The organism is Streptomyces sp. DSM 118878 (assembly GCF_052936595.1).
Map to the genome: position 1 here is coordinate 5,332,061 of NZ_CP193622.1, position 26,497 is coordinate 5,358,557.

Sequence of the window (26,497 nt, forward strand, 5' to 3'; positions counted from 1 at the left end):
TGTCGGTCGTTGCGGGTAGTTTGGGATGCCCGACGTGGGGTCACCGACGTGGGGAAGGATTGACGTGACTCCCGGGGTGCCAGGCGGCTCCCGGGACCGTTGAGTTCGCAGGATCTCCAGAGAGTCTCCAGAGAGGGTTGGCCGTGACTGCTGATCTGTCCCAGATCGTGAAGGCGTACGACGTCCGCGGGGTGGTCCCGGATCAGTGGGACGAGACGATGGCCGAGCTGTTCGGGGCGGCTTTCGCACAGGTCACGTCGGCGGACGCGATCGTGGTCGGCCACGACATGCGCCCCTCGTCGCCGGGCCTCTCGCGGGCCTTCGCGCGCGGCGCGGCGGCCCGCGGCGTGGACGTCACGGAGATCGGCCTCTGCTCCACCGACCAGCTGTACTACGCCTCGGGCGCGCTGAACCTGCCGGGCGCGATGTTCACCGCCTCGCACAACCCCGCGCAGTACAACGGCATCAAGATGTGCCGCGCGGGTGCCGCCCCCGTGGGCCAGGACACCGGCCTCGGTGAGATCCGCGCCCTGGTGGAGGGCTGGCTCGACTCCGGCGCCCCCGAGGACGCGGCGAGCGCGGGCACTCTCACGCGGCGCGACACGTTGACGGACTACGCGGCGCACCTGCGCGGCCTCGTCGACCTGACCGCCATCCGCCCCCTGAAGGTCGTGGTCGACGCGGGCAACGGCATGGGCGGGCACACCGTCCCCACCGTCTTCGAGGGCCTGCCGCTCGACGTCGTCCCGATGTACTTCGAACTGGACGGCACGTTCCCCAACCACGAGGCGAACCCGCTGGACCCGGCGAACATCGTGGACCTCCAGGAGCGTGTGCGCGCGGAGGGCGCCGACATCGGCATCGCCTTCGACGGCGACGCGGACCGCTGCTTCGTGGTCGACGAGAACGGCGCCCCGGTCTCCCCCTCGGCCATCACCGCCCTGGTCGCCTCCCGCGAGCTGGCCCGCCACGGCGGCAAGGGCACGGTCATCCACAACCTGATCACCTCCTGGTCCGTCCCGGAGGTCGTCAAGGAGAACGGCGGCACGCCCGTGCGCACGCGCGTGGGCCACTCCTTCATCAAGGGGGAGATGGCCAGGACCGGTGCCATCTTCGGCGGCGAGCACTCCGCGCACTACTACTTCAAGGACTTCTGGAACGCGGACACGGGCATGCTCGCCGCCCTCCACGTCCTCGCGGCCCTCGGCGGCCAGGACGGCACGCTCTCCGCGCTGGTCCAGCAGTACGACCGGTACGCGGGCTCCGGGGAGATCAACTCCACGGTCGACGACCAGACCGCCCGCCTCGCCGCGATCAAGACGGCGTACGACGGGCAGGACGGCGTGACCCTGGACGAGCTGGACGGCCTGACGGTGACCGCCGCCGACTGGTGGTTCAACGTCCGCGCCTCCAACACCGAGCCCCTGCTGCGGCTCAACGTCGAGGCACGGGACGAGGCCACGATGACGAAGGTCCGCGACGAGGCGCTGGCGATCATCCGCGGCTAGACGGTTGCCCGGCTGGACGGCTTCGGGTCCGCGTCCCCGTGAGGGGCGGCGACGGCCGCGGGGGCGCGCCGGTCCGCCCCCGCGGCCCGCCCCGCACGGAGGTAGGCTGACCAGGCCGCGCCCTGCCCGCGCAACCCGTACCGCAGGACCGCGAGAACCCACCACATCAGCTCGAAGGGACCCACCCCATGGCGCTCGAAGCCGGCCTCCTGGAGATCCTCGCCTGCCCGGCCTGCCACGCCCCTCTCAACGAGACGGAGACCGAGCTGGTCTGCACGGCGGACGCCAAGGAGTGCGGCCTCGCCTACCCGATCCGCGACGGCATCCCCGTCCTCCTGGTCGACGAGGCCCGCCGCCCCGCGTAACGCACGGAACCCGCGTAGCAGCACGGAACCCGCGTAACAGCACGGGAATCCGCGTACGGAACCATCTCGCGTACGGCACAAGCGCCCCGCCCGGAACGCGCGTCGCCCAGGAAGCGCTGAGCGCCCGCCGCCGCTCGAACGGAACGGCGCACGTGCCTCGTGACGCACCGCACCGCGCGGGGGAGCGCCGGCCACTCCACGTACCGGCGTACGCGCCCCGCACGACAACGCTCCGTGCAGGAAGCCGTGCACGGCGATCGGAGGCCTGACCCATGCTCGACGAGTCGCTGCTGGATGACCCGGAGGCGCTGGCCCGCGCCGACCGCCGCGGGCTGCTGCGCGGCGCCGCGGAGTCAGGCGCCCGCGTCCGCACCGCCATCCGCCACGCCACCGAGGCCGGGCTCACGGAACTCAAGCCCGACGGCCGCCCCCGCGCCATCCTGATCGCGGGCCCCGGCACCGCCGCCGTCTGCGTGGCCAACGTCCTCGACGGCCTCGTCAGCGCCGGCTGCCCCGTCATCCGCCTCGCCCCGACCGGCGTCGCCCCCGCCGCGGGCGCCCTGCGCTGGACGCTGCCCGGCTGGGTGGGACCGGTGGACCTGCTGCTCATCGCCACCCCCGACGGTTCCGAGCCGGGCCTCTCGCTCCTCGCCGAGCAGGCGTACCGCCGCGGCTGCACGGTCGTCGCGGTCGCCCCCGCCCGCACCCCGATCGCCGAGAGCGTGGAGGGCAGCCACGGCCTCACCGTCCCCATGGCGACCTCGCCCTACGGCGCCTACGAGGGCGCGCACGACGAGGCCGCGCGGGCAGCCGTCTCGTACGAGTCACGCCGGGTCGAGGACGAAGCCGCCCCCGGCGCCCCCGGCACCCTGTGGGCGCTCCTCGTCCCGCTCCTCGTGCTCATGGACCGCACGGGCCTCACCGCCGCCCCGGCCGACGCCCTGCACAAGCTCGCCGACCGCCTCGACCGCGTCGCCGAACGCTGCGGCCCCGCCATCGCGACGTACAGCAACCCCGCCAAGACACTCGCCACCGAGCTGGCCGACGCCCTCCCGCTGATCTGGACCGAGGGCGCGACCGCGAACATCGCGGGCCGCCGCTTCGCCGCCACCCTCGCCGAGCTGGCCGGGCACGCCGCGCTCGCCGCCGAGCTGCCCGAGGCGCTGCCCGCCCACGGCGCCCTCCTCGCGGGCAACCCCGCCGGCGGCGACGACACCGACGACTTCTTCCGTGACCGCGTCGACGACCCGGCGGCCCTTCGCGCGCGCGTGGTGCTGCTCCGCGACCGCCCCGTGGACGCCGGCGGCCTCACCGCGGCCCCCGCCGCCCGCGAACTGGCCCACGGCCACGACGTCGCCCTCAGCGAGCTCGAACCGGAGGACGGCGACGAGCTCGACGCCCTCGCCGACCTGATCGGCATCACGGATTTCGCCGCCGTTTACCTGTCGCTCGCCGACAGCCCCCGATCATGACCCTGCGGTCCAGCGCCGTGCCGCCACCGGTCGACCCCGCAGCCCAGCCTTCACGTACGTAAGGGAGAGCCCCTCCGTGGACCGCCTCACCAACACCATTCGCCCCTACGCCTGGGGTTCCACCACCGCCATCGCGCAGCTCATCGGCGCCGAGCCGAGCGGCGAACCGCAGGCCGAGATGTGGATGGGCGCCCACCCGGGCGCGCCCTCGCGCACCGCGCGCGGCCCGCTCAACGAGGTCATCGACGCCGACCCGGAGGGCGAGCTCGGCAAGGCCGCGGCCGACAAGTTCGGCCCCCGCCTGCCCTTCCTGCTCAAGCTCCTCGCCGCGGGCGCCCCGCTCTCCCTCCAGGTCCACCCCGACCTCGCACAGGCCAAGGAGGGGTACGCGGACGAGGAGCGCCGCGGCGTCCCGATCGACGCCCCGCACCGCAACTACAAGGACGCCAACCACAAGCCCGAACTGATCTGCGCCCTCACGCCGTTCGACGGCCTGTGCGGATTCCGGGCCCCCGCGGACACCGCGGACCTCCTCGAAGGCCTGGGCGTCGACTCCCTCAAGCCGTACGTCGACCTGCTGCGCGCCCACCCCGAGGACGCCGCCCTGCGCGAGGTCCTGACGGCCGTACTGACCGCCGACCCCCGGGAGATGGCCGAGACCGTCACCGAGGTCACGGCCGCCGCCCGACGCCTCGGCGGCGCCTACGCCCCCTACGCCGGCATCGCCCACCACTACCCCGGCGACCCCGGCGTCATCGCCGCGATGCTCCTCAACCACGTACGACTGGAGCCGGGCGAGGCCCTGTTCCTGGGCGCCGGCGTCCCGCACGCCTACCTCGACGGCCTCGGCGTCGAGATCATGGCCAACTCCGACAACGTCCTGCGCTGCGGCCTGACCCCCAAGCACGTCGACGTCCCCGAGCTCCTGCGCATCGTCCGCTTCGAGCCCACCGACCCCGGCGTCCTGCGCCCAGAGGCCGCCCCCGATGGCGAGGAGGTCTACGAGACGCCGATCGACGAGTTCCGCCTCTCCCGGTACGTCCTGCCCGAGGGCGCGGCCCGGCACGACCTCACCGCCACGACCCCGCAGATCCTGCTCTGCGCGGCGGGCTCCGCCCGCGTCGGCGAACTGACCCTGACGCCCGGCCAGTCCGCGTTCGTCCCCGCGGGCGAGAAGGCCGAAGTGTCCGGAACCGGCACGCTTTTCCGTGCCTCTGTGGTGGCCTGACGCACCGGCACTCCCTCGTGCTGCAACAATGACCCACCGCGAAGGCCGGGCGGAGCACTGCCCGCAGCCAACGGCCGAGTACGTACGAAGGCGAAGGGAACCCGGGCACACATGAGCGCGTCAGGCGGAACAAAGGCGATCGTCGCGGCACTCGTCGCGAACCTCGCGATCGCGGTGGCGAAGTTCGTCGCGTTCATCTTCAGCGGCTCCTCGTCGATGCTCGCCGAGAGCGTCCACTCCCTCGCCGACTCCGGCAACCAGGGACTGCTGCTCCTCGGCGGCAAGAAGGCGCAGCGCGAGGCGACCCCGCAGCACCCCTTCGGCTACGGCCGTGAGCGGTACATCTACGCCTTCCTCGTCTCGATCGTCCTCTTCTCGGTCGGCGGCATGTTCGCGATCTACGAGGGCTACGAGAAGATCAAGCACCCGCACGAGCTGGAGCACTGGTACTGGCCCGTCGGGGTCCTGGTGTTCGCGATCATCGCGGAAAGCTTCTCCTTCCGGACCGCCATCAAGGAGTCCAACCAGACGCGCGGCAAGCTCTCCTGGACGCAGTTCGTCCGCCGCGCCAAGGCCCCCGAGCTGCCCGTCGTTCTCCTTGAGGACCTCGGCGCGCTGGTCGGCCTGGTCCTCGCCCTCGGCGGCGTCTGCCTCGCCCTGGCCACGGGCGACGGCATCTGGGACGGCATCGGCACCCTCTGCATCGGTGTCCTGCTCATCCTGATCGCGATCATCCTGGCCGCGGAGACCAAGTCGCTGCTGCTCGGCGAGGCCGCCGGCACCGAGGAGGTCACCAAGATCGAGAAGGCCCTGGTCGACGGCGACACCGTCACCAAGGTCATCCACATGCGCACGCTCCACCTCGGCCCCGAGGAACTTCTCGTCGCCGCCAAGATCGCCGTCCAGCACGAGGACACGGCCGCCGAGGTCGCCGCCGCCATCAACGCGGCGGAGGAGCGCATCCGCATCGCGGTCCCGATCGCCCGCGTGATCTACCTGGAGCCCGACATCTACAGCGAGAGCGCAGCCGCCGCCGACGAAAACCCGGCGAAGTCGCCCAGCACACACTGAGCCGGCTCCCGGCCGCCGGCAGCCCACCGACCCCGGAGGCGGGCTGGGGCTCACGGGGTCGACCGGTGTAGCTTTGTGACCGAGCCAGACGTCGCTGCTGATGGCGGTCGGGCGGTCCTCGCACGGACCGGCCGAGGGAGAGAGGGCCTCCGACGGACTGCGCTGCGCGCCGGTGCACCCTTGTACCCGACGCCGCAGATCAGCCATGCCCATCCCTCGACCCCTTCACGAGGAGCAGCTCACACATGACCACTGCCATCAACGGCCAGGACTTCAAGGTCGCCGACCTCTCCCTCGCCGCGTTCGGCCGCAAGGAGATCACGCTCGCCGAGCACGAGATGCCCGGCCTGATGTCGATCCGCAAGGAGTACGCCGCCGCGCAGCCGCTCGCCGGCGCCCGCGTCACCGGCTCCCTGCACATGACCGTGCAGACCGCCGTGCTCATCGAGACCCTGGTCGCCCTCGGCGCCGAGGTCCGCTGGGCCTCCTGCAACATCTTCTCCACCCAGGACCACGCCGCGGCCGCCATCGCGGTCGGCCCGAACGGCACGCCGGACGACCCCCAGGGTGTACCGGTCTTCGCCTGGAAGGGCGAGACCCTGGAGGAGTACTGGTGGTGCACGGAGCAGGCGCTGACCTGGCCGAACACCCCCACCGGCGGCCCGAACATGATCCTGGACGACGGCGGCGACGCCACGCTCCTGGTCCACAACGGCGTCCGGTACGAGAAGGACGGCAAGGTCCCTGCCGTCGAGACCGCCGAGAACGACGAGCACCGCGTCGTCCTGCAGCTCCTCAACCGCACCATCAGCGAGGGCTCGCAGAAGTGGACCCAGCTCGCCTCGGAGATCCGCGGCGTGACCGAGGAGACCACCACCGGCGTCCACCGGCTCTACGAGATGCAGCGTGACGGCACCCTCCTCTTCCCGGCGATCAACGTGAACGACGCCGTGACGAAGTCGAAGTTCGACAACAAGTACGGCTGCCGCCACTCCCTCATCGACGGCATCAACCGCGCCACCGACGTCCTGATCGGCGGCAAGACCGCCGTCGTCTGCGGCTACGGCGACGTGGGCAAGGGCTGCGCGGAGTCCCTGCGCGGCCAGGGCGCCCGCGTGATCATCACCGAGATCGACCCGATCTGCGCACTGCAGGCGGCGATGGACGGCTACCAGGTCACGACGCTCGACGAGGTCGTCGACAAGGCCGACATCTTCGTCACCACGACCGGCAACAAGGACATCATCATGGCCTCGGACATGGCCAAGATGAAGCACCAGGCGATCGTCGGCAACATCGGTCACTTCGACAACGAGATCGACATGGCCGGCCTGGCGGCCATCCCGGGCATCGTCAAGGACGAGGTCAAGCCGCAGGTCCACACCTGGACCTTCCCCGACGGCAAGGTCCTGATCGTGCTGTCCGAGGGCCGCCTGCTCAACCTGGGCAACGCGACCGGTCACCCCTCCTTCGTCATGTCCAACTCGTTCGCGGACCAGACGCTGGCCCAGATCGAGCTGTACACCAAGCAGGAGGAGTACCCGATCGACGTCTACGTGCTCCCCAAGCACCTGGACGAGAAGGTCGCCCGACTCCACCTCGACTCGCTCGGCGTGAAGCTCACGACGCTCCGCCCCGAGCAGGCCTCGTACATCGGCGTCCAGGTCGAGGGCCCGTACAAGTCCGACCACTACCGCTACTGACGGTCCTGCGGGCCGCCGGTCGGCCACCGTCGCCGACGGCCCGCCGCGGGTCGCGGGACAGCCGCCTCCGGAGGCGGCCACCGCACCGCGGACCAGCCGCAGCCGGTCGCCTGTCACGGGTCGCCGGTCGCCGGTGACCGGTCACCAGTGACCCGTGATCAGTGACTGGGCCAACGGCCGTGCGCATCTGAACGGCCAGTACGCATCAGAACGGCCCGTACGCATCAGCAGGCCCTCGCCCCCGGCGGGGGCCTGCTCCGTACCCTGGCCCGGACCCGCCCGACCAGACCCGCCCGACCAGACCCGTCCGATCAGACCCGAGCGGGCACGCCCCGATCAGGGCCGCGCGAGCCTTTCCCGATCAGACCCGCACGGAACAGATCCGCCCCACCCGACCGAGGACCCAAGCCCATGCCCCGCGGCCGATATTCGCTCCATGACGTGCACGATCACACCCCCCTCGGTGAAGAACACTTCCACTGCGCGCCCGGCCCCTCGGGCTGGCGCTACGTCTCGCAACGCACCACCCCCACAAACCCCCAGGCAGGCTCCGTCGACCTCGCGATCGACGACCGCGGCCGCCCCATCCGCCTCGAACTCCACGCGGGCGACTGGCAGGTCCGCGCCGCCGCCCTCAACGGCGTCACCTGGGTCCGCACCGACCCCACCCACGCACACGCCACCGAGGACAGCGCCCCCGCCCACGCCTTCACCGGCACATCCCCCGCCTTCCTCATCGCGACGGCCAGGCTGCTGCGCCTCGCCCCCGCTTCCCCCGCGACCCGCGTCCGCCTGGTCGCCTTCACGGACCCGGTCCTCGCCCCCCGCACTCTCGACCAGTCCTGGGCCCTGCTGAAGAGCGAAGCACACCCCACTGACAACGGCCCTCTGACCGTGGACGAGTACCAGGTCACAGCCCTGGACACCGGTGAGCAGCACGCGGTCCACATCGCCGGCGACGTGGTTCTCGCGGCCCCCGGCATCGAGCTCGAACACCTCGAAACCCCGCCGTCCACCTTCACCTGACGCTCCGCGCCCGCACCGACCCGAACGTCAGGCAGGCGGCACGAACCCCGTGGCGGGACCGCCCGCCCCCGCGCCCTCGCCAGGCGGGGCCACAGGGCTCCCGGCGGGCGCGTGCTGCTGGGACGGGTGAACAGGCGCGGGCCATGACGCCTGCACAGCACCACCACCGGCACCGCCACCCCCAGCGGCACCGGCGGCTTCGACAGACCCAGCCGTCACGCCGAAGGCTCGCTGAGTGTCCCGCGCCTGCCGCTCCTGCACGACGGCGGCCAGATACGCGGGCGGCGGCACGTCCGGCGGCACCGGCGCACCCGTCCGCGCGGCCAGCCCGCCCGCCAGCCGCTCCGCCATCGCCCAGCCCACCTGCGGGTCGAGCTGCCCCATGCGGGTCAGGTACTGGCGAATCGACAGCCACAGTTCCTCCGGGACACCGGACAGATCGACGCCGGCGAACCGTCCAGCGAGCCAGGGCGGCGGAGGAGGAACAGAACCCGCCCGCCCCGCGGGAACCCGCTCACGTACGACCAAAGTGCCCGCGAAGACATCCCCGAGCCGTCGCCCACGCGCCGACACCAGCGACGCGATGCACGCGACGACCCCGAACGTCATCAGGATTTCGACGACCCCCACGGCTCCCCGCACCAGCGCATGCCGGAACCGGATCGGCCCACCGTCGTCCCGCACCACCCGCAGCCCGCACGCCAGCTTCCCGAGCGACCGCCCATGACTGAGCGTCTCCACAGCGATGGGAATGCCGACGAGAACGAGAAGGAAACTGGCGACCGCGACCGCGGCAGCCGCCGCGTCATCCAGGGAAGCCGTAGAAGCGACGATCGTGAGGGTCACCGCCAGGTAGACGGCCCACGCCACGGCCAGATCGATCACCAGGGCCAACGCCCGGCTGGGCAGCTTCGCCGGACGCAACTCCAGCGCCACCGCCTCACCTGTCACAAGCTCACTCACGACTGCCGCCCTTCCCCGCCCTGCCGTAGGACTGACCAGTCTGCCAAGCTGAGCGACCACGCGCCGCAGTACGAGGAGCAGGCATCCATGGACCTCGACGTCTTCGTGACCGCCCACCGAGCCGAGTGGGACCGCCTGGACGCCCTGCTGCGCCGCCAACGCAAGCTCTCGGGGACCGAGGTCGACGAACTCGTCGCCCTCTACCAGCGCACTGCCACCCACCTCTCCCTGATCCAGTCCAGCGCACCTGATCCGCAACTCACCGGGCGCCTGACGAATCTGGTGGCACGCGCGCGTGCCACGGTGACGGGCACGCGCCGCGCCTCGTGGCGGGACGTGACCCGTTTCCTGACCCAGGGCTTCCCCGCAGCGGTCTACCGTGCTCGCCACTGGTGGGTCCCCACCGCACTGCTCTCGACGGCCCTCGCGGCGGTCATCGGCTGGTGGATCGGTACCCACCCCGAGGTGCAGTCGTCGATCGCGGCCCCCGCCGAGCTGCGGGAACTCACCAGACCGGGGGGTCAGTACGAGACGTACTACTCGAGCCACCCGGCGGCCTCCTTCGCCGCGCAGGTCTGGACGAACAACGCCCAAGCCGCCGCCATGTGCCTCGTGCTGGGCGGCTTCCTGTGCTTCCCGGTCCTGTGGATCCTCTTCCAGAACATGCTCAACCTCGGGGTGGGCGCCGGTCTGATGTCGTCGGCAGGCCGGCTCGACACGTTCCTCGGCCTCGTCCTGCCACACGGTCTCCTGGAACTGACAGCGGTCTTCGTGGCCGCCGGCACGGGTCTCCGCCTGGGGTGGACGCTCATCGACCCCGGCATGCGCAGCCGTCGTACCGCCCTCGCGGAGGAGGGGCGCGCGGCCCTGGGCATGGCCATCGGTCTGGCGCTGGTCCTCTTCGTGTCCGGCGCCATCGAAGGCTTCGTCACGCCCTCGGGCCTGCCCACCTGGGCTCGCATCGCCATCGGAATCGCCGCCGAGCTGGCCTTCCTGGCGTACGTCTACGTGCTGGGCGGGCGAGCGGCACGCGCGGGCGAAACCGGAGATCTGGACCGGACGGACCGCAGCGCGTCGGCCCCCACCGCGGCCTGATGTGCGTCACGCCCCACGGAGCTGCTAGTGTCCTCTTCGCCCCGGAAAAACCGTTGACACGGAGGATCCAGGGAGGTAGATTCGAACAGTTGCCTAGAGCTGGACAAGATCCAGCGGCGGCAGTTAGTATCTGCCTGCTTCTTGAATTTCATTGATCGAGAAGCCGCCCCGATCATTCGGAAATCTCAGCCGGTAAGACCGGCCGAAAACTTCTGATAAAGTCGGATCAGCCGAAAGGCAAAGGCCCTCCAACGGCCACCGGAAATGAAATCCGAACCGGAAACGGAACGGAAAACGGATCTGGTAGAGTTGGAAACGCAAGAACAAAAGAAACACCGAAGGGAAGCGCCCGGAGGAAAGCCCCAGACAATGTCTGCGGTGAGTACAAAGGAAGTGTCCGTTCCTTGAGAACTCAACAGCGTGCCAAAAGTCAACGCCAGATATGTTGATACCCCGGCTCACTTCGGTGAGTTGAGGTTCCTTTGAAAAAGTCCTGTACGGCATTTGTTCGTGCAGGCGACACAGCGAGGACGCTGTGAACCGGGAGATTATTCCTCTCCTTGGTTCCGCTCTCGTGGTGTTCATCCCGATTACGGGAAAACATTCACGGAGAGTTTGATCCTGGCTCAGGACGAACGCTGGCGGCGTGCTTAACACATGCAAGTCGAACGATGAAGCCCTTCGGGGTGGATTAGTGGCGAACGGGTGAGTAACACGTGGGCAATCTGCCCTTCACTCTGGGACAAGCCCTGGAAACGGGGTCTAATACCGGATAATACCGTCTCTCGCATGGGAGAGGGTTGAAAGCTCCGGCGGTGAAGGATGAGCCCGCGGCCTATCAGCTAGTTGGTGAGGTAGAAGCTCACCAAGGCGACGACGGGTAGCCGGCCTGAGAGGGCGACCGGCCACACTGGGACTGAGACACGGCCCAGACTCCTACGGGAGGCAGCAGTGGGGAATATTGCACAATGGGCGAAAGCCTGATGCAGCGACGCCGCGTGAGGGATGACGGCCTTCGGGTTGTAAACCTCTTTCAGCAGGGAAGAAGCGAGAGTGACGGTACCTGCAGAAGAAGCGCCGGCTAACTACGTGCCAGCAGCCGCGGTAATACGTAGGGCGCAAGCGTTGTCCGGAATTATTGGGCGTAAAGAGCTCGTAGGCGGCTTGTCACGTCGGTTGTGAAAGCCCGGGGCTTAACCCCGGGTCTGCAGTCGATACGGGCAGGCTAGAGTGTGGTAGGGGAGATCGGAATTCCTGGTGTAGCGGTGAAATGCGCAGATATCAGGAGGAACACCGGTGGCGAAGGCGGATCTCTGGGCCATTACTGACGCTGAGGAGCGAAAGCGTGGGGAGCGAACAGGATTAGATACCCTGGTAGTCCACGCCGTAAACGGTGGGAACTAGGTGTTGGCGACATTCCACGTCGTCGGTGCCGCAGCTAACGCATTAAGTTCCCCGCCTGGGGAGTACGGCCGCAAGGCTAAAACTCAAAGGAATTGACGGGGGCCCGCACAAGCAGCGGAGCATGTGGCTTAATTCGACGCAACGCGAAGAACCTTACCAAGGCTTGACATATACCGGAAAGCATCAGAGATGGTGCCCCCCTTGTGGTCGGTATACAGGTGGTGCATGGCTGTCGTCAGCTCGTGTCGTGAGATGTTGGGTTAAGTCCCGCAACGAGCGCAACCCTTGTTCTGTGTTGCCAGCATGCCCTTCGGGGTGATGGGGACTCACAGGAGACTGCCGGGGTCAACTCGGAGGAAGGTGGGGACGACGTCAAGTCATCATGCCCCTTATGTCTTGGGCTGCACACGTGCTACAATGGCAGGTACAATGAGCTGCGAAGCCGCAAGGCGGAGCGAATCTCAAAAAGCCTGTCTCAGTTCGGATTGGGGTCTGCAACTCGACCCCATGAAGTCGGAGTTGCTAGTAATCGCAGATCAGCATTGCTGCGGTGAATACGTTCCCGGGCCTTGTACACACCGCCCGTCACGTCACGAAAGTCGGTAACACCCGAAGCCGGTGGCCCAACCCCTTGTGGGAGGGAGCTGTCGAAGGTGGGACTGGCGATTGGGACGAAGTCGTAACAAGGTAGCCGTACCGGAAGGTGCGGCTGGATCACCTCCTTTCTAAGGAGCACTTCTTACCGAGTCCGCTCGGTCAGAGGCCAGTCCATCAGCGAACGTCTGATGCTGGTTGCTCATGGGTGGAACGTTGACTATTCGACCGGTGTTCACGGGTCGGAGGCTGCAAGTACTGCTCTTCGGGGCGTGGAAAGCATGATCTTCGGACGGGACCGGGTCGGGCACGCTGTTGGGTATCTGAGGGTACGGGCTTGTTTGAGCCTGTCCTTCGGGATGCCGACCCCAGTGAAAGTCTGCTTCGGCGGGCTGTGATGGGTGGTTGGTCGTTGTTTGAGAACTGCACAGTGGACGCGAGCATCTGTGGCCAAGTTTTTAAGGGCGCACGGTGGATGCCTTGGCACCAGGAACCGATGAAGGACGTGGGAGGCCACGATAGTCCCCGGGGAGTCGTCAACCAGGCTTTGATCCGGGGGTTTCCGAATGGGGAAACCCGGCAGTCGTCATGGGCTGTCACCCACTGCTGAACACATAGGCAGTGTGGAGGGAACGCGGGGAAGTGAAACATCTCAGTACCCGCAGGAAGAGAAAACAACCGTGATTCCGGGAGTAGTGGCGAGCGAAACCGGATGAGGCCAAACCGTATACGTGTGATACCCGGCAGGGGTTGCGTGTGCGGGGTTGTGGGATCTCTCTTTCACAGTCTGCCGGCTGTGAGGCGAGTCAGAAACCGTTGGTGTAGACGAAGGACATGCGAAAGGTCCGGCGTAGAGGGTAAGACCCCCGTAGTCGAAACATCAACGGCTCGTTTGAGAGACACCCAAGTAGCACGGGGCCCGAGAAATCCCGTGTGAATCTGGCGGGACCACCCGTTAAGCCTAAATATTCCCTGGTGACCGATAGCGGATAGTACCGTGAGGGAATGGTGAAAAGTACCGCGGGAGCGGAGTGAAATAGTACCTGAAACCGTGTGCCTACAAGCCGTGGGAGCGTCGCGCATCAAGCTTGCTTGGTGCGTCGTGACTGCGTGCCTTTTGAAGAATGAGCCTGCGAGTTTGCGGTGTGTTGCGAGGTTAACCCGTGTGGGGAAGCCGTAGCGAAAGCGAGTCCGAATAGGGCGATTTAGTAGCGCGCTCAAGACCCGAAGCGGAGTGATCTAGCCATGGGCAGGTTGAAGCGGCTGTAAGAGGTCGTGGAGGACCGAACCCACCAGGGTTGAAAACCTGGGGGATGACCTGTGGTTAGGGGTGAAAGGCCAATCAAACTCCGTGATAGCTGGTTCTCCCCGAAATGCATTTAGGTGCAGCGTCGTGTGTTTCTTGCCGGAGGTAGAGCACTGGATAGGCGATGGGCCCTACCGGGTTACTGACCTTAGCCAAACTCCGAATGCCGGTAAGTGAGAGCACGGCAGTGAGACTGTGGGGGATAAGCTCCATGGTCGAGAGGGAAACAGCCCAGAGCATCGACTAAGGCCCCTAAGCGTACGCTAAGTGGGAAAGGATGTGGAGTCGCACAGACAACCAGGAGGTTGGCTTAGAAGCAGCCACCCTTGAAAGAGTGCGTAATAGCTCACTGGTCTAGTGATTCCGCGCCGACAATGTAGCGGGGCTCAAGCGTACCGCCGAAGTCGTGTCATTGCAGCTATAGGGCCAACGCCCGCTGTGATGGGTAGGGGAGCGTCGTGTGCCGGGTGAAGCTGCAGCGGAAGCTAGTGGTGGACGGTTCACGAGTGAGAATGCAGGCATGAGTAGCGATACATACGTGAGAAACGTGTGCGCCGATTGACTAAGGGTTCCTGGGTCAAGCTGATCTGCCCAGGGTAAGTCGGGACCTAAGGCGAGGCCGACAGGCGTAGTCGATGGATAACCGGTTGATATTCCGGTACCCGCTGTGAAGCGTCAAACATCGAGCCCATTAATGCTAAGGCCGTGAAGCCGTCCTGGAGCCTTCGGGCAAAGGGAAGTGGTGGAGCCGCCGACCCAAGGTGGTAGTAGGTGAGTGATGGGGTGACGCAGGAAGGTAGTCCAGCCCGGGCGATGGTAGTCCCGGGGTAAGGGTGTAGGCCGTGTGATAGGTAAATCCGTCGCACATTAAGGCTGAGACCTGATGCCGAGCCGATTGTGGTGAAGTGGATGATCCTATGCTGTCGAGAAAAGCCTCTAGCGAGTTTCATGGCGGCCCGTACCCTAAACCGACTCAGGTGGTCAGGTAGAGAATACCGAGGCGTTCGGGTGAACTATGGTTAAGGAACTCGGCAAAATGCCCCCGTAACTTCGGGAGAAGGGGGGCCATCACCGGTGATGAGTCTTGCACTCTGAGCTGGGGGTGGCCGCAGAGACCAGCGAGAAGCGACTGTTTACTAAAAACACAGGTCCGTGCGAAGCCGTAAGGCGATGTATACGGACTGACGCCTGCCCGGTGCTGGAACGTTAAGGGGACCGGTTAGTGCGCTTTCGGGCGTGCGAAGCTGAGAACTTAAGCGCCAGTAAACGGCGGTGGTAACTATAACCATCCTAAGGTAGCGAAATTCCTTGTCGGGTAAGTTCCGACCTGCACGAATGGCGTAACGACTTCTCGACTGTCTCAACCATAGGCCCGGTGAAATTGCACTACGAGTAAAGATGCTCGTTTCGCGCAGAAGGACGGAAAGACCCCGGGACCTTTACTATAGTTTGATATTGGTGTTCGGTTCGGCTTGTGTAGGATAGGTGGGAGACTTTGAAGCGGGCACGCCAGTGTTCGTGGAGTCGCCGTTGAAATACCACTCTGGTCGTGCTGGATGTCTAACCTCGGTCCGTGATCCGGATCAGGGACAGTGTCTGATGGGTAGTTTAACTGGGGCGGTTGCCTCCTAAAGAGTAACGGAGGCGCCCAAAGGTTCCCTCAGCCTGGTTGGTAATCAGGTGTTGAGTGTAAGTGCACAAGGGAGCTTGACTGTGAGACCGACGGGTCGAGCAGGGACGAAAGTCGGGACTAGTGATCCGGCGGTGGCTTGTGGAAGCGCCGTCGCTCAACGGATAAAAGGTACCCCGGGGATAACAGGCTGATCTTCCCCAAGAGTCCATATCGACGGGATGGTTTGGCACCTCGATGTCGGCTCGTCGCATCCTGGGGCTGGAGTCGGTCCCAAGGGTTGGGCTGTTCGCCCATTAAAGCGGTACGCGAGCTGGGTTTAGAACGTCGTGAGACAGTTCGGTCCCTATCCTCTGTGCGCGTAGGAATATTGAGAAGGGCTGTCCCTAGTACGAGAGGACCGGGACGGACGAACCTCTGGTGTGCCAGTTGTCCTGCCAAGGGCATGGCTGGTTGGCTACGTTCGGAAAGGATAACCGCTGAAAGCATCTAAGCGGGAAGCCTGCTTCGAGATGAGTATTCCCACCCCCTTTGAGGGGTTAAGGCTCCCAGTAGACGACTGGGTTGATAGGCCAGATCTGGAAGCCCGGTAACGGGTGGAGGTGACTGGTACTAATAGGCCGAGGGCTTGTCCTCAGTTGCTCGCGTCCACTGTGTTGGTTCTGAAACCACGAACAACCCCGTCATGCCACATGGCGGTGCGGTTGTCAGTTTCATAGTGTTTCGGTGGTCATAGCATGAGGGAAACGCCCGGTTACATTCCGAACCCGGAAGCTAAGCCTCATAGCGCCGATGGTACTGCAGGGGGGACCCTGTGGGAGAGTAGGACGCCGCCGAACTCCTTTTAAGGGAAACCCCCGCACCTGTGGTGCGGGGGTTTTCTGCGTTATGGGTCGGCCCCAAACCGGCAATTGCTCCGCTCAATTGCTCTTCTGCCCTCGCTTTACAGGCGGCCGCCGGCCTTGAGCGAGAGGTATGCGTCTGCCAGGGCCGGAGCCAGTGCCTCTGGGGTCGCGTCCACGACCGTGACGCCGTGACGCGTGAGTTGTTCCGCGGTGCGGTGCCGTTCGGACTGCGCCTGGGCGGCTGCTGCCGCGTCGTAGACCGCTTCCGCTGTTCCGCGAGCGGACGTCATCCGCTGTACGTGAGGGTCGGCCACCGAGGCGACGACGACCTTGTGGCGTTGGGTGAGACGAGAAAGTACGGGAAGCAGGCCTTCCTCGACGGGCGCTCGGTCGAGGCTGGTGAGTAGCACGATCAGCGAGCTGCGCGGAGCGGTCCGTAGCGCCGTTGACGTCAGGCCTTGAGCGTCGGTTTCGACGAGCTCGGGCTCCAGCGCGGCCAGTGCGTCGACCAGAGAGGGCAGGATGTCACCCGCCGAACGGCCCTGGACGAGGGCACGAACCCGGCGGTCGTAGGCCAGCAGGTCGACCCGGTCGCCGGCTCGCGAGGCGAGGGCGGCCAGGAGCAGCGCCGCGTCCATGGAGGCGTCGAGGCGCGGGGCGTCACCCACCCGGCCGGCCGAGGTGCGGCCGGTGTCGAGTACCAGGAGGATGTGCCGGTCACGCTCCGGGCGCCAGGTGCGGACCGCGACCGAGGACCGGCGGGCTGTGGCGCGCCAGTCGATGGAGCGAGTGTCGTCGCCGGGAACGTAGTCGCGCAGGCTGTCGAATTCGGTGCCCTGCCCGCGTGTCAGCACGCTGGTCCGGCCGTCGAGCTCACGCAGACGTGCCAGCTTGGCGGGCAGGTGCTTCCGACTGGTGAACGGGGGCAGGACGCGTACGGTCCACCGGGCTTTGTGGCTGCCCTGGCGGGCGAAGAGGCCGAGCGGACCGTACGAGCGGATGGTCACGCGGTCGGCCTGGTGGTCGCCGCGGCGGGTGGGGCGCAGCCGCGTCGTGAGGCGGCGGCGTTCGCCGGCCGGGATCGTCAGGCGGTGGCGGGATGCGGGGGCGTCAGCCGTGGGCTGGCGGCTGCTCGGGGGCCAGGCGTCGCGAATGACGGCGCGCAGGACGCGACCGGAGGGGTTCGTGACGGTGAGGTCCACATCGGCGGTTTCCCCGAGGCGTACGGACGTCTCCCCGGAGCGTGTCAGTCCGATACGGCGTACGGGGGCGGCCAGGGCGAAGTCGCACGCGCAGGCCAGCGCCAGTGGGGTGTTGACGGCGAGGATGCCCGTCCAGCCGGGTTCCCAGATGCCCACGGGAAGGCTGCCCAGAGCCGCGAGGAGGACGGCGCGTCCGGTGAGGGCCATCAGCGGGGGACCGGGACCTGGGCGAGGATCGCGTTGATGACGGAGTCGGCGGTGACGCCCTCCATCTCGGCTTCCGGACGGAGCTGTACGCGGTGGCGGAGCGTGGGGAGTGCCAGGGCTTTGACGTCGTCGGGGATGACGTAGTCGCGGCCGGTGAGCCAGGCCCAGGCGCGGGCCGTGGAGAGCAGTGCCGTGGCGCCGCGGGGGGATACGCCGAGGGTGAGGGAAGGCGAGTCGCGGGTGGCGCGGCAGACGTCCACCACATAGGCGGTGATCTCGGGTGAGACGGAGGTCTTGGCGACCGCGGTGCGGGCGGCTTCCAGGTCGGCGGGTCCCGCGACAGGGCGCACGCCGGCGGCGCGCAGGTCTCGCGGGTTGAAGCCTCCGGCGTGGCGGGTGAGAACGTCGATCTCGTCCTGGCGGGAGGGCAGAGGGACCGTCAGCTTGAGGAGGAAACGGTCCAGTTGGGCCTCGGGGAGGGGGTACGTGCCCTCGTACTCGATCGGGTTCTGGGTGGCTGCCACGAGGAACGGCTCGGGGAGCGGGCGTGGGGTGCCGTCGACGGTGACCTGGCGTTCTTCCATCGCTTCGAGGAGCGAGGACTGGGTCTTGGGCGGCGTCCGGTTGATTTCGTCGGCCAGGAGGAGGTTGGTGAAGACGGGGCCCGGCTGGAAGGAGAACTCGGTGGTGCGGGCGTCGTAGACGAGGGAGCCGGTGATGTCGCTCGGCATCAGGTCGGGGGTGAACTGAACGCGCTTCGTCTCGAGTTCGAGGCTCGACGCGAGGGCGCGGACGAGCAACGTCTTGGCCACCCCGGGGACTCCTTCGAGCAGGACGTGGCCGCGGCAGAGCAGTGCGACGACGAGACCGGTGACGGCTGGGTCCTGGCCGACCACGGCTTTGGAGATCTCGGCGCGCAGGGCTTCGAGGGAAGCGCGTGCGCTGTCGGAGTCTCCGGTGGGCCCGTTGTCAGTGGTCGGGTCCATCATGAGTGGCGTACCTCACTTTCGAGGGCGTCGAGTTGGTCGGCGAGGGCGATGAGTGCTGCGTCGTTGCTCGGGGCCGGCCCGAAGAGGACGAGGTGCAGGTCTTGGACGGGGGAGCGAAGGTGCGTGGACAGGGCGGGGACCAGGGTTTCGGGCGCGTGCGCCTGCGTGGGCGATACGCCGACGAGAGGCGCGAGGCGGCTGCGGGTGGCGGTGCGCAGGGCGGAGGCCGCGCGGTCACGGGCGTTCGCCCTGCGATAGAGGCGGGCACGGCCTTCGACTGTCTCTGAGGCGCGGATGACCACGGGGAGGCGTTCGGAGACGAGGGGGCCGAGGCGGCGGGCTCGCCACAGGGCGGCGAGTACGGCGGCGATGGCGAGCTGCACAGTGGCCCATCGCCAACCGGAGGGGATCAGGTCGAAGAAGCCGCGGCGCTCGTCTTCCGTGGCCGCCTGGTCGTCGGAGAGCGAGGGGAGGTACCAGACCACCTTGGGCCGGGAGCCCAGGAGTTGCAGGGCGAGCGAGGCGTTGCCCTGCTTGTCGAGGCGGCTGTTGTAGAGGATGTCGGGCGCGCCGAGGACCACGGTGTCGCCCATACCGCGGGGGGCGGGGAGATGCAGGAGGCTGGGGAGGCCGTCGCTGAGGTAGCAGCTCTCGGCGTCGGGGGCGAGCGTGTCGTAGCGGATGCCGCCCATGTCGGCGGTGCCCGCGCGGCGGGCCGCCGGGAGGGAACAGGCGGGGGCCAGCGTCGAATCGGTGCTGGGGGTCGTGTCGGCGGTGACGCCGGGGGCCAGGGCGCCGACCGAGCGGGGGCCCGGCGCGATCAGGACGGTACGCCCGGCGGAGTCCTTGGTGGCCGCATGGAGCCGGGACCTCTGTCGTTCCGTGAGCAGGTCGGGGTTGGCCACCAGGAGTGTCGTATCGGAGCCGGCCGCGGACCGGGCCTCCGCGGTGGTGGTGACCACGCGGGTGGAGACACCTCGGTCGGCGAGGAGTTCGGCGACGGCCCGGCTGCCGTTGGGCTCGGCGGAGCGGGGGTCGAGGCGGCCGTGCTGGCCGCCGGAGCGGACCACGGCGATGGCCACGGCCGCGGCCAGGAGGACGACCAGGGCGAGGGCGATGCCTCGGGAGCGGGTCCAGAGCTGGCGTGGCGTGGGCGAGATCGACGTCGAGTCCGCCGGTTGCCGCGCCGTGGCCGTGGCCGTGGTCGTGGTCGAGGGCGTGGAGGGCGACGGTTCGGGGGAGTGAGGCGGCTCGGTGGGGTGTGGGGAGCCGGTCATTCGGCGGCCCCTTGGGAGCTGCTGCTCGGTGTGGTGTGGGCGGTGCTCGTCAGGGTCGGCCTGGTGCGTTCCAGGTCACGGTCGAGTCCGGCCAGACGGCGGTACGCCGACTCGTCGGCGGTGCGGCCGCCGTACGTCACGTCGTCGAACTCGTGCGCTGCCGACCGGAGTTCTCCGGCGTGGGCGGGCAGGGTGTGGCCCGCCTCCGCGGCGGCCTCGTCGGCGGTGCGGCCGGGGCGTGGGTCGAGGAGCGCGCGCTCCTCGAGGGCGCGGACGATGGCGCGCATGCGCTCCTGGACGGCTTGGTTCCAGTGGGCCTGGGCGGCGTGTGCCTCGGAGGCGGCACGGTGTTCGGCGGCGCTGCGGGGGCGGTCGTCGAAGAGGGCCGGCGCGGAGGTGGGGGTGCGTCGGGGTGTGCCGAGGCGCCACCAGAGGGCCGCGGCCAGGAGTGCCGCGGCCAGGACGATGACGAGGAGGCCGATTCCGCCGCCCGGGGTGGCCCCCGCGGCGGCGGAGAACAGGTCGTCGATCCAGTCCCAGAAGCGGTTCAGGGCGCGCTGGAGGAGGCCGGCGTCGTTCTCGTGGTACGCCGGGTCGGACAGTTCGCGCTCGGCCGCTTCCCGCGCGGGGTCGCGCGGAATCGTCACCGGCGGGTCGTCGCCGGAGCGCGGCAGGAGCGGTGTGGCTCCGAACCGTATGAGCACTGCCCCCGCCGCGGTCACCGCATCAGCTCCCCGGGGTGCCGGGCGGGTTGGTCGCCTGGCCGGAGAGGCCGGCCGCGCGGGCGAGTTCGAGGTCGAGTGCCTCGCGGCGGATCCGCTGGTCGATGTAGAGGAGCACGGTGACCCCGGCCGTGATCGGGAACGTCAGCATGGAGCCGATCACCGAGCCGACGCCACTCACGATGAGGAAGGTCCAGCCCAGGTCACCGGTGTTGTTGAGGAAGCCCGTGACGCCGTCGCCGCTGAGGGCACCGGCGATGAAGGTGAACGGTATGACGATGATCGACGCCACGATGTTCGCGATGAGGGCGGCGAGCAGCTGGATGCCGAAGACCCGCCACCAGGAGCCGCGGACCAGCTTGACCGAGCGCGCCAAGGATTTCTTGACGCCCTGCTTCTCCAGCATGAGCGCGGGAGAGGCGAGCGAGAAGCGGAGCACGACCCAGATGGCGACGACGGTCGCGGCGAGTCCGCCGAGGACGGCGAGTGCCGCGCCGGCTTCGGAGGAGCCGGCCAGGGCGACGAGGACACCGGGCAGTACGCCGACGGCGACGATGGCCGTGCCGATGAGCGGGATGAGCAGGGTGAGGCCGAACAGCTTGGCCAGTTGGGGGCGCGAGTCCTGCCAGGCCTCGGCCGTGGTCACCGACTTACCGAGCACCGCACGGCTGGTGACCATCGTGAGCAGGGCCGTCGCGACGATGGTGCCGAGCAAGGTGATCACGAGGACGACGCCCGAGCTCAGCAAGGTGTCGCCCATGGCGCGGGTGAGCTCGCCGAGGGTGGCGCTCGGGTCGTTGAGGGCTTCGGTGTCGGCGGCGTCGTTGAGGACGAGTCCCTGAAGGAGGACGACGACGATTTCCGTGAGGACGGCGACGGTCAGCGAGATGCCGAGGACCGTGCGCCAGTGGGCGCGCATGGTGGACACCGCGCCGTCGAGGATCTCGCCGACGCCGAGCGGACGGAGCGGGATGACGCCCGGCTTGGCCGCGGGCGGAGGACCCTGCCAGGCGCCCCAGCCCGGGTAGCCGCCGCCGGGCCCGCCGGGAGCGTTGGGTCCACCGGGTCCGCCGGGTCCACCGGGTCCGCCCGGAGGCGGGCCGCCCCAGCCCCAGCCGCCGCCCTGGCCGGGCGGAGGAGGCGGGGGAGGCGGTGTCTGGCCCGCGTTCGGATTGCTGGGCGGGGACCATTGGGCAGGCGGCGGCTGCTGCTTGGACCACTTCGACGGGCCGCTCGGCCCGCTGGGGTCCGTGGGCTCGCCGGCGTCCGGCTTGCCGGAGTCCTGCCCGTCGGAGGGGGCGGATCCGGGCGAGGCCCAGCCCGGAGTGTCGTTCATCGTCGCTCCTTCACGGTGCCCGACCGCGGGTGCGGCGGCTGGTTGCCAGCCATCGTGCCACGGGGCACCGGCCGGGTGACCGGGGGCCGGAGAGGCTGGACACCTTCAATTGTCCGCGGGGTACGGGGCAGACTGGTCGGATGGCTGATCAGTACGCGCAATCCGGCGAGGACATACGGCCGACCGGCACCCCCGCGATTCCCGCGATCCGCTGGGACGAACCGCCCGAAGGACCCGTTCTGGTCGTCCTCGACCAGACCAGGCTGCCGGGCGAGGAGGTCGAGCGGGTGTGCACCGACGCACCGGCTCTGGTGGAGGCGATCCGCACGCTCGCGGTGCGCGGGGCACCGCTGCTGGGCATCGCGGGGGCGTACGGCGTCGCGCTCGCCGCCGCCCGTGGGTTCGACGTGGAGGAGGCGGCGGACTCGCTGGCGGGGGCGCGGCCCACCGCGGTCAACCTCGCCTACGGCGCGCGCCGGGCCCAGGCGGCCCACCGCACGGCGCTGATGGGCGGTGCCGACCACGAGGCGGCGGCGGGTGCCGCGCTGGAGGCGGCGAGGGCGCTGCACGCCGAGGACGCGAGGGCCAGCGCGAGGATGGCGGCGCACGGCCTGGCGCTGCTCGACGAGCTGATGCCGGGCGGCGGTCATCGGATCCTGACGCACTGCAACACGGGGGCGTTGGTGTCCGGCGGGGAGGGCACGGCGTTCGCGGTTGCTCTCAAGGCGCATCGGGCGGGGAGGCTGCGCAGGCTGTGGGTGGACGAGACGCGGCCGCTGCTCCAGGGAGCGAGGCTCACGGCGTACGAGGCGGCGCGGAGCGGTATGGCGTACACGCTGCTCACGGACAACGCGGCGGGGTCACTGTTCGCCGCCGGTGAGGTGGACGCGGTGCTGATCGGTGCCGACCGCATCGCGGCCGACGGTTCGGTGGCGAACAAGGTGGGGAGCTATCCGCTCGCCGTGCTCGCGCGGTACCACCACGTCCCGTTCATCGTGGTGGCTCCGGTGACGACCGTGGACCCGGGCACCCCGGACGGGGCGTCCATCGAGGTGGAGCAGCGGGCGGGCCATGAGGTGACGGAGGCCATGGTGCCGCATGTGCCGGCGTTCGGGAGGGAGACGGGGAGCGGTGTGCCGGTGGCACCGCTGGGGACGCAGGCGTACAACCCCGCGTTCGACGTGACGCCGCCGGAGCTGGTGACGGCGATCGTGACGGAGGAGGGTGTGCTGTCGCCGGTGACGGCCGAAGGCCTCGCCGAGGTGTGCGCGAGGTCGGGCCAGGTGCCCATCAGCTGAGAGGGTGGCGTATCGCGGTACCTCACCGGTGCGGATGCCGGTGAGGTGGCGCGGGGGGTCACTTTGCCTGCCCGGGACGGCGTCATCACGGGCCGGTGGAGGAATGAGGGTGGTGGCTGTTCGAGCAGCCACCTGTGGAGGGGGAGGGCACCTGGCCTGGCGGTCATGGTGCCGGTCGTGGTGGCGGGTCGTGGCGCCGACCGAGGGTTGGGACTGGCGGGATTTTGCCGGTCCGCGAAGGCCGTCGCGGCGGCTGTCGGGCGGGCCGGAGCCCGGTCGTGGGAGCGGCCGCTGTGGATCAACGCACACAGTGATGGCTTTATACGACTATCGTCACAGGTCAGTGACCTCTCTCACCAGCAGCCCAGTCACTGTTACGAGAATGGGATGATGTCAGGCATGAAGGGACGAGTCCTTGTCGTCGACGACGACACCGCACTGGCCGAGATGCTCGGGATTGTGCTGCGTGGTGAAGGTTTTGAGCCGTCGTTCGTAGCTGATGGCGACAAGGCGCTGGCCGCTTTCAGGGAGGCCAAACCCGATCTTGTGTTGCTCGACTTGATGCTGCCCGGACGGGACGGCATCGAGGTGTGCCGCCTGATCAGGGCGGAGTCAGGCGTACCGATCGTCATGCTCACGGCGAAGAGCGACACCGTGGATGTGGTGGTCGGTCTGGAGTCCGGGGCGGACGACTACATCGTCAAGCCGTTCAAGCCGAAGGAGCTCGTGGCCCGGATCAGGGCGCGGCTGCGGAGGTCGGAGGAGCCGGCGCCCGAACAATTGGCCATAGGTGACCTGGTCATCGATGTGGCCGGGCACTCCGTGAAGCGGGACGGGCAGTCGATCGCGCTGACACCGTTGGAATTCGACCTGCTGGTCGCGCTGGCGCGCAAGCCGTGGCAGGTGTTCACGCGTGAGGTGCTGCTCGAGCAGGTCTGGGGCTACCGGCACGCGGCGGACACCCGCCTGGTGAACGTGCACGTCCAGCGGCTGCGCTCCAAGGTCGAGCGCGACCCGGAGCGGCCGGAGATCGTGGTGACCGTCCGTGGCGTCGGTTACAAGGCCGGACCGAGCTGACATGTCCCGGGACAGTTCCACCTCGGCGCCCGGGGGTCCGGGGGTTCGCCCGGGGCGGACTGGGCCGGGGCGGCGCGCGTCCCGGTTCGGGCGGCTCGTCGACGGCGGGCTGCTGTTGCAGGACGGGGTGCAGGGCAGCCCGGTGCTGCGGCTCTTCGTGCGCTGGGTGCGCCGCCCGCTGCTGCCGGCGGTGCGTCTCTGGCGGCGGAACATCCAGCTCAAGGTCGTCGTCACGACCCTGCTGATGTCGCTCGGCGTGGTCCTCATGCTGGGCTTCGCCGTCATGAGTTCGGTCAACAACGGCCTGCTCAAGGCCAAGGTGAAGGCTTCGCAGAGCCAGGCCGACGGTGGGTTCCGGGCCGCGCAGGACAGTGTCAACGCCGCGCGGCAGAGTACCGGGCAGGACGGCAGCGCCGTCGACGGGCGGAACGCCGCCGTGTGGATGTCCGACCTCGTCGAACAGCTCTCCAGCGGCGGGCAGAACGCGTTCGCCGTGGTGACGCTCACCTCCGCGAGCGACGTGGGCGTACGCGGCTCGCGGGCCTCGGGCGGTGTGGAGCCGATCCTGAGTGTGCCGGAGGAGCTGCGCAGCCGGGTCGACAAGGGCGCCGGCGTCTATCAGGCCAACACCCGCATCGTGTTCGACGACGGCCGCGAGGCTCAGCCGGGCCTGGTGATCGGCAAGCGGCTCAACGACCTCCAGGGCGATCCGTACCAGCTCTACTACCTCTTCCCGCTGACGCAGGAGGAGGAGTCGCTCAACCTCGTCAGGACGACCCTCGCCACCGCGGGGCTCTTCGTCGTGGTGCTTCTGGGCGCCATCGCCTGGCTGGTGGTGCGCCAGGTGGTCACGCCCGTACGGATGGCGGCGGGGATCGCGGAGCGGCTGTCCGCCGGGCGCCTTCAGGAACGTATGAAGGTCACCGGCGAGGACGACATCGCGCGGCTCGGCGAGGCCTTCAACAAGATGGCGCAGAACCTGCAACTGAAGATCCAGCAGTTGGAGGAGCTGTCGCGGATGCAGCGGCGGTTCGTCTCGGACGTCTCGCACGAGCTGCGTACGCCGTTGACGACCGTGCGGATGGCCGCGGACGTCATCCACGAGGCGCGGGTGGACTTCGATCCGGTGACCGCGCGGTCGGCGGAGCTGCTGGCCGACCAGCTCGACCGGTTCGAGCTGCTGCTCGCCGACCTCCTGGAGATCAGCAGGTTCGACGCGGGAGCCGCCGCGCTGGAGGCGGACGCCATAGACCTGCGTGAGGTCGTGCGCAGGGTCGTCGGCGGCGCGGAGATGCTCGCCGAGCGCAAGGGCACACACATACGGGTCGTCGGGGACCAGCAGCCGGTGGTCGCCGAGGCCGACGCCCGGCGGGTGGAGCGGGTGCTGCGCAATCTCGTGGTCAACGCCGTGGAGCACGGCGAGGGCAAGGATGTCGTGGTGCGGCTCGCCGCCGCGGGAGGCGCGGTCGCCGTCGCCGTGCGGGACTACGGCGTGGGGCTCAAGCCCGGCGAGGCGACCCGGGTCTTCAGCCGCTTCTGGCGGGCGGACCCGGCACGCGCGCGTACCACCGGTGGTACGGGGCTGGGCCTGTCCATCGCCCTGGAGGACGCCCGGCTGCACGGCGGGTGGCTCCAGGCGTGGGGGGAGCCGGGAGGCGGCTCGCAGTTCAGGCTCACCCTGCCGAGGACGGCGGACGAGCCGCTGCGGGGCTCGCCGATACCGCTGGAGCCCGACGACTCGCGCCGTCACCGCGGGCTGAACGACGCGGGGCTGCCGCAGGAGGGCGCCGGCAAGCAGGCGACCGTTCCGGCGCAGACGTCCGCGTCGCCCGAGAGGGTGCCGCCGCCGGTCCCGGCGAAGGGGCCAATACCGCCGCGCCTGGCGCGAGCGGCGGCCGTGGACCCGACGGCGTTGCCCGGCAGCGGCGCGCGCGTCGTGCCGCGCCGGACCCCGGAAGCGGAGCGTCCGCCTTCGGAGCCTTCGGAGCCTTCGGAGCCTTCGGGACCTGCGGAGCCTTCCGGATCTTCGGGGCCTTCGGGGCCATCGGAGCCTTCGGGTTCCGAGGCTGAAGCAGGGCGCGAGGCCGGTGCAGGTTCAAGGGCGGTTCGGGGAGAGGAAAGCAGTCGTGGGCGCTGAGCGTACGGGGCGTGGCCCGGCCGGAGGCCGCGCGCGGCGTCC

17 protein-coding genes and 3 rRNA genes are annotated in these 26,497 nt (G+C 68.7%); 14 read left to right on the top strand and 6 right to left on the bottom strand.

The window, feature by feature from the left end:
• Positions 1-143 precede the first annotated feature (143 nt).
• The 7 genes from ACRAKF_RS23820 to ACRAKF_RS23850 all read left to right on the top strand — a co-directional run bounded on the left by ACRAKF_RS23820 (position 144) and on the right by ACRAKF_RS23850 (position 8,373).
• Positions 144-1,508: a phosphomannomutase/phosphoglucomutase gene (locus ACRAKF_RS23820; protein ID WP_447039412.1), complete on the top strand. Its 1,365-nt coding sequence runs from the start codon at positions 144-146 to the stop codon at positions 1,506-1,508.
• 188 nt (positions 1,509-1,696) lie between these two features.
• Positions 1,697-1,873: a Trm112 family protein gene (locus ACRAKF_RS23825; RefSeq protein ID WP_447039413.1), complete on the top strand. Its 177-nt coding sequence runs from the start codon at positions 1,697-1,699 to the stop codon at positions 1,871-1,873.
• Between the two features lie 272 nt (positions 1,874-2,145).
• Positions 2,146-3,345, top strand: a complete 1,200-nt coding sequence (locus ACRAKF_RS23830) for an SIS domain-containing protein (RefSeq protein ID WP_447039414.1) — start codon at positions 2,146-2,148, stop codon at positions 3,343-3,345.
• A gap of 76 nt (positions 3,346-3,421) precedes the next feature.
• Positions 3,422-4,573 carry a mannose-6-phosphate isomerase, class I gene (gene manA, locus ACRAKF_RS23835; RefSeq protein ID WP_447039416.1) on the top strand — a complete coding sequence of 384 codons (1,152 nt, stop codon included), beginning with the start codon at positions 3,422-3,424 and terminating at the stop codon, positions 4,571-4,573.
• A 111-nt stretch (positions 4,574-4,684) separates the two neighbouring features.
• A complete protein-coding gene (locus tag ACRAKF_RS23840; RefSeq protein ID WP_447039418.1) occupies positions 4,685-5,644 on the top strand; it encodes a cation diffusion facilitator family transporter in 960 nt (319 codons plus the stop codon).
• Between the two features lie 245 nt (positions 5,645-5,889).
• Complete coding sequence (gene ahcY, locus ACRAKF_RS23845; protein ID WP_447039419.1) at positions 5,890-7,347, top strand: adenosylhomocysteinase; 1,458 nt, start codon at positions 5,890-5,892, stop codon at positions 7,345-7,347.
• 411 nt (positions 7,348-7,758) lie between these two features.
• Entirely contained in the window at positions 7,759-8,373 is a 615-nt protein-coding gene (locus tag ACRAKF_RS23850) for a hypothetical protein (RefSeq protein WP_447039421.1), read from the top strand.
• Positions 8,374-8,400: 27 nt separating this feature from the next.
• Here the strand turns inward: ACRAKF_RS23850 and ACRAKF_RS23855 are convergent, their stop codons facing one another.
• Positions 8,401-9,336: an RDD family protein gene (locus ACRAKF_RS23855; protein ID WP_447039422.1), complete on the bottom strand. Its 936-nt coding sequence runs from the start codon at positions 9,334-9,336 to the stop codon at positions 8,401-8,403.
• Positions 9,337-9,423: 87 nt separating this feature from the next.
• Here ACRAKF_RS23855 and ACRAKF_RS23860 point away from each other — a divergent pair, with 87 nt between their 5' ends.
• The 4 genes from ACRAKF_RS23860 (at position 9,424) to rrf (ending at position 16,204) form a co-directional block, all read left to right on the top strand.
• Complete coding sequence (locus ACRAKF_RS23860; RefSeq protein WP_447039423.1) at positions 9,424-10,431, top strand: stage II sporulation protein M; 1,008 nt, start codon at positions 9,424-9,426, stop codon at positions 10,429-10,431.
• Positions 10,432-11,034: 603 nt separating this feature from the next.
• A 16S ribosomal RNA gene (locus ACRAKF_RS23865) occupies positions 11,035-12,560 on the top strand.
• A gap of 317 nt (positions 12,561-12,877) precedes the next feature.
• A 23S ribosomal RNA gene (locus ACRAKF_RS23870) occupies positions 12,878-16,001 on the top strand.
• Between the two features lie 86 nt (positions 16,002-16,087).
• Positions 16,088-16,204 (top strand): 5S ribosomal RNA (gene rrf, locus ACRAKF_RS23875).
• The 16S, 23S and 5S rRNA genes sit together here, the layout of an rRNA operon.
• 104 nt (positions 16,205-16,308) lie before the next feature.
• Here the strand turns inward: rrf and ACRAKF_RS23880 are convergent.
• Genes ACRAKF_RS23880 through ACRAKF_RS23900 form a run of 5 tightly spaced genes read right to left on the bottom strand, consistent with a single transcriptional unit; the run spans position 16,309 to position 21,943 of the window.
• Positions 16,309-17,619, bottom strand: a complete 1,311-nt coding sequence (locus ACRAKF_RS23880) for a DUF58 domain-containing protein (RefSeq protein WP_447039424.1) — start codon at positions 17,617-17,619, stop codon at positions 16,309-16,311.
• Positions 17,619-18,605 (bottom strand): AAA family ATPase, encoded by a 987-nt coding sequence (locus tag ACRAKF_RS23885; protein ID WP_447039425.1) that lies wholly within the window; start codon positions 18,603-18,605, stop codon positions 17,619-17,621. The genes ACRAKF_RS23880 and ACRAKF_RS23885 overlap by 1 nt, the downstream gene beginning before the upstream one ends.
• On the bottom strand, positions 18,605-19,885 hold the full coding sequence (locus ACRAKF_RS23890; protein WP_447039426.1) for a DUF4350 domain-containing protein: 1,281 nt from the start codon (positions 19,883-19,885) through the stop codon (positions 18,605-18,607). Before ACRAKF_RS23890 ends, ACRAKF_RS23885 begins: the two co-directional genes overlap by 1 nt.
• Positions 19,882-20,607, bottom strand: coding sequence for a DUF4129 domain-containing protein (locus ACRAKF_RS23895; protein ID WP_447039427.1), 726 nt, complete (start codon positions 20,605-20,607; stop codon positions 19,882-19,884). The genes ACRAKF_RS23890 and ACRAKF_RS23895 overlap by 4 nt, the downstream gene beginning before the upstream one ends.
• Before the next feature lie 4 nt (positions 20,608-20,611).
• On the bottom strand, positions 20,612-21,943 hold the full coding sequence (locus ACRAKF_RS23900; protein ID WP_447039429.1) for a DUF7544 domain-containing protein: 1,332 nt from the start codon (positions 21,941-21,943) through the stop codon (positions 20,612-20,614).
• A 140-nt stretch (positions 21,944-22,083) separates the two neighbouring features.
• Here ACRAKF_RS23900 and mtnA point away from each other — a divergent pair, with 140 nt between their 5' ends.
• The 3 genes from mtnA (at position 22,084) to mtrB (ending at position 26,455) form a co-directional block, all read left to right on the top strand.
• A complete protein-coding gene (gene mtnA, locus ACRAKF_RS23905) occupies positions 22,084-23,241 on the top strand; it encodes an S-methyl-5-thioribose-1-phosphate isomerase (protein ID WP_447039430.1) in 1,158 nt (385 codons plus the stop codon).
• Between the two features lie 387 nt (positions 23,242-23,628).
• Positions 23,629-24,318 carry a two-component system response regulator MtrA gene (gene mtrA / locus ACRAKF_RS23910; protein WP_189176211.1) on the top strand — a complete coding sequence of 230 codons (690 nt, stop codon included), beginning with the start codon at positions 23,629-23,631 and terminating at the stop codon, positions 24,316-24,318.
• Between the two features lies 1 nt (position 24,319).
• Complete coding sequence (gene mtrB, locus ACRAKF_RS23915; RefSeq protein ID WP_447039431.1) at positions 24,320-26,455, top strand: MtrAB system histidine kinase MtrB; 2,136 nt, start codon at positions 24,320-24,322, stop codon at positions 26,453-26,455.
• Positions 26,456-26,497 lie beyond the last annotated feature (42 nt).

Coding starts and splice junctions, on each gene's coding strand:
- ACRAKF_RS23890 (WP_447039426.1), bottom strand. CDS start 19,885: ATGACCGGCTCCCCACACCCCACCGAGCCGCCTCACTCCCCCGAACCG.
- mtrB (WP_447039431.1), top strand. CDS start 24,320: ATGTCCCGGGACAGTTCCACCTCGGCGCCCGGGGGTCCGGGGGTTCGC.
- mtrA (WP_189176211.1), top strand. CDS start 23,629: ATGATGTCAGGCATGAAGGGACGAGTCCTTGTCGTCGACGACGACACC.
- mtnA (WP_447039430.1), top strand. CDS start 22,084: ATGGCTGATCAGTACGCGCAATCCGGCGAGGACATACGGCCGACCGGC.
- ACRAKF_RS23900 (WP_447039429.1), bottom strand. CDS start 21,943: ATGAACGACACTCCGGGCTGGGCCTCGCCCGGATCCGCCCCCTCCGAC.
- ACRAKF_RS23885 (WP_447039425.1), bottom strand. CDS start 18,605: ATGGACCCGACCACTGACAACGGGCCCACCGGAGACTCCGACAGCGCA.
- ACRAKF_RS23860 (WP_447039423.1), top strand. CDS start 9,424: ATGGACCTCGACGTCTTCGTGACCGCCCACCGAGCCGAGTGGGACCGC.
- ACRAKF_RS23840 (WP_447039418.1), top strand. CDS start 4,685: ATGAGCGCGTCAGGCGGAACAAAGGCGATCGTCGCGGCACTCGTCGCG.
- ACRAKF_RS23830 (WP_447039414.1), top strand. CDS start 2,146: ATGCTCGACGAGTCGCTGCTGGATGACCCGGAGGCGCTGGCCCGCGCC.
- ACRAKF_RS23880 (WP_447039424.1), bottom strand. CDS start 17,619: ATGGCCCTCACCGGACGCGCCGTCCTCCTCGCGGCTCTGGGCAGCCTT.
- ahcY (WP_447039419.1), top strand. CDS start 5,890: ATGACCACTGCCATCAACGGCCAGGACTTCAAGGTCGCCGACCTCTCC.
- ACRAKF_RS23850 (WP_447039421.1), top strand. CDS start 7,759: ATGCCCCGCGGCCGATATTCGCTCCATGACGTGCACGATCACACCCCC.
- ACRAKF_RS23825 (WP_447039413.1), top strand. CDS start 1,697: ATGGCGCTCGAAGCCGGCCTCCTGGAGATCCTCGCCTGCCCGGCCTGC.